This is a genomic window from Coprococcus sp. AF99-45, assembly GCF_027663865.1.
GTDB classification, from domain to species: Bacteria; Bacillota; Clostridia; order Lachnospirales; family Lachnospiraceae; genus Allocoprococcus; species Allocoprococcus comes.
In genome coordinates this window covers 1-4,853 of the sequence record NZ_JAQDGZ010000044.1, presented here as the reverse complement: position 1 = coordinate 4,853, position 4,853 = coordinate 1, and the positions used below count along the sequence as shown (strand labels likewise).

Here is a 4,853-nt window from a genome sequence, read left to right as displayed (position 1 = left end):
TTTCATAGGAAATTCCGAAGGAATTGTATCGATGATATTTATCCGGACACCATATGTGGAGTCGGTCAAATTTAAATATAATAAAAGATTCAGTCTGATTTAGGCTGGACAGCTCTGCATATTTGTATTATAGTAAAAACAGTATTTCAAGGATGATTGCGTAACAATGCTTGTTGCGTTATCATCCTTTTTGGATATAAGGAGGCAGGATAATGAAAAAACTTGCATCAGGAATGGTAATTCTGGCAGGGATACTTTGGGGAAGCATGGGAATTTTTGTCCGCAAGTTTGAAATTTGGTTTTTTAAGTACAGTGCTTGCATTTTGCCTGTATACTTCCGGTCTTAAAAATTTAGATAATGGAAAAGCTTCTATTTTGGCATCAGTTGAGCCGGTTGCAGCTACCTTGATTGGTGTAATACTATATAAAGAAACCTTATCAGCAGGAGAAATATTCGGGATTATTCTTGTGATGGTAGCAATTGTAATGTGTAATCTTACAAATAAAGACAAAAAATAATAAAATAAAGATGACGAATGCCGGAGCATTACTCCGGCATTCTTATTTGGAATTAGGATGTTAAACGAAACAGCTATTTCATAATCGGGATGCTTTTTGCAACCCGGCGATAAATCTTCCATATAATGGTGAATGGAAGACTGATACAAATATAAAGTGTAGAAAAAAGACCTGCAAAGCCTCCAATTAAAATCAAAAGTAACATTCCAATATTCATGCCTCTTTCACTCCAGTTCTTTGTATTTCTTTTAATAAAGCCATTTTATGAGAAAATATGTAATTTGAAAAGAGATTGGAGTCAAATGAACGATATTTCCACTGATAGTCAGGGTACGTTTTTCAAAATCGAGTATTAGCTCACCACATTTGTAAGGGTGGAAGAGCTGATCTGAAGAGCTATTCATCCGGGTACTGTGTCTGAGTGAGGTGCGGATACGTGCAAGGAGTTCGGCGGAACCGAATGGCTTGGTGATATAATCATCCGCGCCAAGATCGAGAGCTTTTACCTTTTCATGTTCATTTGTACGGGCAGAGATGACGATGATTGGACAGTCGGACCATTCACGAACCTGCCGGATGATTGTCTGACCATCCATATCCGGGAGCCCAAGATCAAGGAGAATGAGATCTGGACAGATAGAATTTATCAGCTGAAGACCTTCAGTACCGGTTATGGCGGTTGTTACTTTATAATTGTGCCCATATAACAGCTTTCTAACAAAAGTAAGGATATTTCGTTCGTCTTCTATAAAAAGGATATTTACTTTTGGCTGCATGGAATGTTTTCCTCCTCTTCTTTTGGTAATGTAAACAGAAATAAAGCACCATTGGTGTGGTTTTTGGCTTCGATATAACCATTGTGTGCGTCAATGATCATTTTGCAGATTGATAAGCCGATTCCCATACCCTTGTGGGAGTCAACGGAACCAGTATTGTGGCAGATGCCACTGAAAATATCCGGAATAATGTCCGGGTTCAGACCATGTCCGAAATCTTTGACACAGAAGGTTACGTGGTCTGGATGATCAGTGACGGTAAGCTCCGGAGTCTTGTTACACTGAGAAGATTTTCAACCATATTGAGGAGCCAGCTGGAGTCATTTTCAATATTTTCAAGAAGTTCGCTTTTTTATGCATCTGATAAGATGGAACCATCAGACAGAAGAGAGGAAGTGGTTGCTGTGGTGAGCAATGTAATGATCAACATTCCGATAAATGTGACCGGATAGCCGCTCAATGTGAAATTCAGTCGGAAAAACGGATAGGTAAAGAAGAAATTGATACAGATTACGGAGAAAACAGAAGAAAAGAGCCCGTGCAGGTATCCGTTCGTATATCGTGCAATCAAGATTTGGGCAATAATATAAAGTAATGCGATGTTTGCAGTATTTTCAGAAACGAATGAGAAAAAAGAAAGGCAAGTGCGGTCGCGATGCCAAGTAGTGTGAGTGTAAAAAGTGTATTGTTATGTAATAATTTATTCATAGCAGATAATACTCATAAATAAACAAAATTTTCACAAAAAACTATCATATTTCCTCGCAAATGTCAAAAGAGATAAAAAATCATAACAAAATCCAGGCAAAGAGGTTGACATGACAAACTGTATGTGATATTGTTACAGTATAAATTGTAATTAAAAAAATTACAGTTCAACATATAAGAAATGAGGGGAGAAGCGTGACAAGTGAATTTGCAATAGCGGTTCATGCACTTGTATTTCTGGATCGCAGCAATGCTACTATCGCAAGTGAAGAACTCGCAGATAATGTATGTACAAATCCTGTATGCATACGCAGAGTGATGGGAAAACTAAAAAAAGCCGGTCTGATCGAGACAAGAGAAGGCATGGGAGGCGGTTACCGGATCGCAAAAGCAAATTCGGATATTACGCTGAGGCAGATCAGTGATGCACTGGAGAATACGCTTGTAAAAGCATCCTGGCGTTCAGGAAACCCGGATAAAAAGTGTTTGGTTGCAAGTGGGATGTCTGTAGTTATGGACGAACTTGTAACAGGGATGAACAGGAGCTGTAATGATTATCTGGAAAGAATCACGATCCAGAAAGTAGAGGAACGGCTTACTGCCCTTAAAGAAGAAAAAGATAATGAAACAGGAGGATGTCTATCATGTCAGTAATCAATTTAACAACAGAGAATTTTGAAGAAGAAGTATTAAATGCAAAAGAACCAGTACTGGTAGATTTCTGGGCAACATGGTGTGGACCATGCCAGACAATGGGACCGGTTGTTGATGAACTCGCACAGGAGCTTACAGATGTAAAGGTAGGTAAGGTGAATGTGGATGAGCAGATGGCGCTTGCCAGAGAATATAAGGTAATGTCAATTCCGACATTTCTCGTATTCAAAGATGGAAAGGTCGCAGAGAGAACTTTAGGAGTTCAGGAAAAGAGTGAGCTGGAACAGCTGATTCGGTAAGCAGAATATAGAATAAGTTATCTAAGGATGTGCCAAGGCACATCCTTTTTGTAGTTTGCGCGCCATGGGCGCGCTCTAACGGGTGAAAGTCCTGAATACGCCTAGGTAACAAGGAAGTATATAGCTGAACAGCAGGGGTGTCCATTGTGAGGTGGAATCTGAAGGAAGCTGTAGTAAAGAACTAGATGCCGGTAAAAGTTATTTCAGAAGATGAGAAATTTATGAAACAGATTGAGAAATGGGCTGTTGAAGAATAAAAATGGATGAGCTGAAAGATGGGAGAGTATGGGGATTTTGCTCTCCCGTTTTGTTGCGAAAAAAAGAGAAACGCTGTAAATTCAACGTTTCTCCTACTTTTTACTAATGCCGCAGACCGGAATCGAACCGCTTTAGATAACGACACATACTGAAAGAAAGGGGCTTTGAAGACTTCATCAAGTCTGCGGTATTCAAAAAGTGTTCAAACGCCTGTCACTCACAAACTGGAATTTTCCGAAGTTTACTTTATACTGTTAAATACTATAAATTCATCCCACAATTCATCATAATTGTCAAACTCATAATATCTGTCTGCAACTTTAAAATATTTACCTGGACTAATTGTCAGCGTTTCATCTGTCGCAAGATGGATAGTATAATAAGAAACAGCACCACTTGATAATGCTTTGTTTTCGTCTACTTCGTCACCAAGTTTTACTTGATTCAACAAATTTATAAACTCGATAACTTCATCATCTGAAAAAGAATACGAATAATCACCGTCTTTCCCGCCTGTAGTTCCTGTATGTTCTATTTGTTTGATTTCCGACGCCTCAATGCTCTCCAAGTCCTTATTCACATCTTGTTTTCCGCATCCTAACAATGTACCTGTAAGGGAAATAAGTATAAGTAAAACTATTCCAATTTTTTTCATTTACATAACCCTCCATTTACATTTCAGTTTGACAACTTCCAGCCCGACAAGCTGGAAGTTGTTAGCTTCAATATCCCCATGTAAGCAGTTTCCAATCTCCGCCTTCTGTACGAGCAAGCCACCATTGCCAATCTGTATATTCTTCATCCGCATTCCATGCTCCACCACCATTTTTCGGCGAATGAAAATTACTTTTAAACATAATACACTGTGTAAAATCTGGGCTTAGATTTTGACCTTTTGCCAACTCATTCATCCAAGCAATATTCTCTTCATTCACTTCATCATCAGAAGAATAGAAAATATCGTGTAATTCACATCCTTCCCATGTGGAGAACTCTTCTTTAATTAACTCGATAGCAGCATTCATATCTTCTTCTGAATAGATAGACGATGACCCATAATTGATTTTAGCATCCGATACAGGTTTTACTCCACATCCAACTAATCCGCAAAAACAAACCATAAACAGTAAAAGTGTCACTATCTTTTTCATATATACCTCCTCAAATTCAAATTTGCTTAACTATTATTTAGTATAAATCATATATGTTCAACGCACAAGAAAAAAGTATGCAAGACTTTCACATCTCCACATACCCTTTTCCGCACTGTACCGACTTTAAGCATAGTCTACCGTCCATATTCCCTTGTTCGTGTTTTTCTGCTAACCAGCGTCCCGCAGGGTGCCCAGAGCGACGGTTCCTAACAGGGCGACGGGTCGGCTGGGCAAGCGGTCGGCTTAGAAATCATTCCTATCCTGCAACATACTTCATATTTGATTCTCTCCGCCCCTCATATTTCTCTTTTGCTAAGAGTTTGTCGAGGAACTCCGACACTTCTTCCATATCATCACTGTCTATTAAATCCAGTTTCATCAGCACGTCAAGGTCGGTCTGGTTCTTCGGCTGGACAGAAACAGGCTGTGACATATCCACCACCACTTTCAACGGCTTTTTCCTATTTGCTGTTTCAATATCCGTA

At 39.2% G+C, this 4,853-nt stretch carries 8 protein-coding genes and 2 pseudogenes; 4 read left to right on the top strand and 6 right to left on the bottom strand.

The genetic code is table 11. The features are described from left to right. The first annotated feature begins 276 nt into the window (after positions 1-276). A complete protein-coding gene (locus PGR14_RS15785) occupies positions 277-519 on the top strand; it encodes an EamA family transporter (protein WP_055247590.1) in 243 nt (80 codons plus the stop codon). 248 nt (positions 520-767) lie between these two features. On the opposite strand, the gene PGR14_RS15780 is transcribed toward PGR14_RS15785, so the two are convergent. After that, positions 768-1,295: a response regulator transcription factor gene (locus PGR14_RS15780; RefSeq protein ID WP_055247592.1), complete on the bottom strand. Its 528-nt coding sequence runs from the start codon at positions 1,293-1,295 to the stop codon at positions 768-770. Next, positions 1,280-1,501 (bottom strand): annotated as a pseudogene (locus PGR14_RS16350) (ATP-binding protein); the annotation flags it as partial. The gene PGR14_RS15780 and the pseudogene PGR14_RS16350, both read right to left, overlap by 16 nt. On the opposite strand from PGR14_RS16350, the gene PGR14_RS16175 reads away from it, so the two are divergent. After that, positions 1,430-1,747, top strand: a complete 318-nt coding sequence (locus PGR14_RS16175; RefSeq protein ID WP_055247594.1) for a hypothetical protein — start codon at positions 1,430-1,432, stop codon at positions 1,745-1,747. The pseudogene PGR14_RS16350 and the gene PGR14_RS16175 overlap by 72 nt on opposite strands. Here PGR14_RS16175 and PGR14_RS16345 read toward each other — a convergent pair. Continuing rightward, on the bottom strand, positions 1,648-1,869 hold the full coding sequence (locus tag PGR14_RS16345) for a DUF4118 domain-containing protein (protein ID WP_416387064.1): 222 nt from the start codon (positions 1,867-1,869) through the stop codon (positions 1,648-1,650). The genes PGR14_RS16175 and PGR14_RS16345 overlap by 100 nt on opposite strands. Before the next feature lie 329 nt (positions 1,870-2,198). Between PGR14_RS16345 and PGR14_RS15770 the strand changes: the two genes are divergently transcribed. Next, positions 2,199-2,657, top strand: coding sequence for an RrF2 family transcriptional regulator (locus PGR14_RS15770; RefSeq protein WP_055247597.1), 459 nt, complete (start codon positions 2,199-2,201; stop codon positions 2,655-2,657). After that, positions 2,648-2,956, top strand: coding sequence for a thioredoxin (gene trxA / locus PGR14_RS15765; RefSeq protein ID WP_055247598.1), 309 nt, complete (start codon positions 2,648-2,650; stop codon positions 2,954-2,956). Before PGR14_RS15770 ends, trxA begins: the two co-directional genes overlap by 10 nt. A gap of 499 nt (positions 2,957-3,455) precedes the next feature. Here the strand turns inward: trxA and PGR14_RS15760 are convergent, their stop codons facing one another. From PGR14_RS15760 to PGR14_RS15750, 3 genes and pseudogenes are all read right to left on the bottom strand, one after another. Beyond that, a complete protein-coding gene (locus PGR14_RS15760) occupies positions 3,456-3,869 on the bottom strand; it encodes a hypothetical protein (RefSeq protein WP_055219102.1) in 414 nt (137 codons plus the stop codon). A gap of 67 nt (positions 3,870-3,936) precedes the next feature. Further along, a complete protein-coding gene (locus PGR14_RS15755) occupies positions 3,937-4,365 on the bottom strand; it encodes a hypothetical protein (RefSeq protein ID WP_055219100.1) in 429 nt (142 codons plus the stop codon). A gap of 259 nt (positions 4,366-4,624) precedes the next feature. Further along, positions 4,625-4,853 (bottom strand): annotated as a pseudogene (locus PGR14_RS15750) (helix-turn-helix domain-containing protein); the annotation flags it as partial.

Bases quoted from the DNA above. Each gene is read 5' to 3' on its own strand.
- PGR14_RS15780 (WP_055247592.1), bottom strand. From the start codon at position 1,295: ATGCAGCCAAAAGTAAATATCCTTTTTATAGAAGACGAACGAAATATC.
- trxA (WP_055247598.1), top strand. From the start codon at position 2,648: ATGTCAGTAATCAATTTAACAACAGAGAATTTTGAAGAAGAAGTATTA.
- PGR14_RS15760 (WP_055219102.1), bottom strand. From the start codon at position 3,869: ATGAAAAAAATTGGAATAGTTTTACTTATACTTATTTCCCTTACAGGT.
- PGR14_RS15755 (WP_055219100.1), bottom strand. From the start codon at position 4,365: ATGAAAAAGATAGTGACACTTTTACTGTTTATGGTTTGTTTTTGCGGA.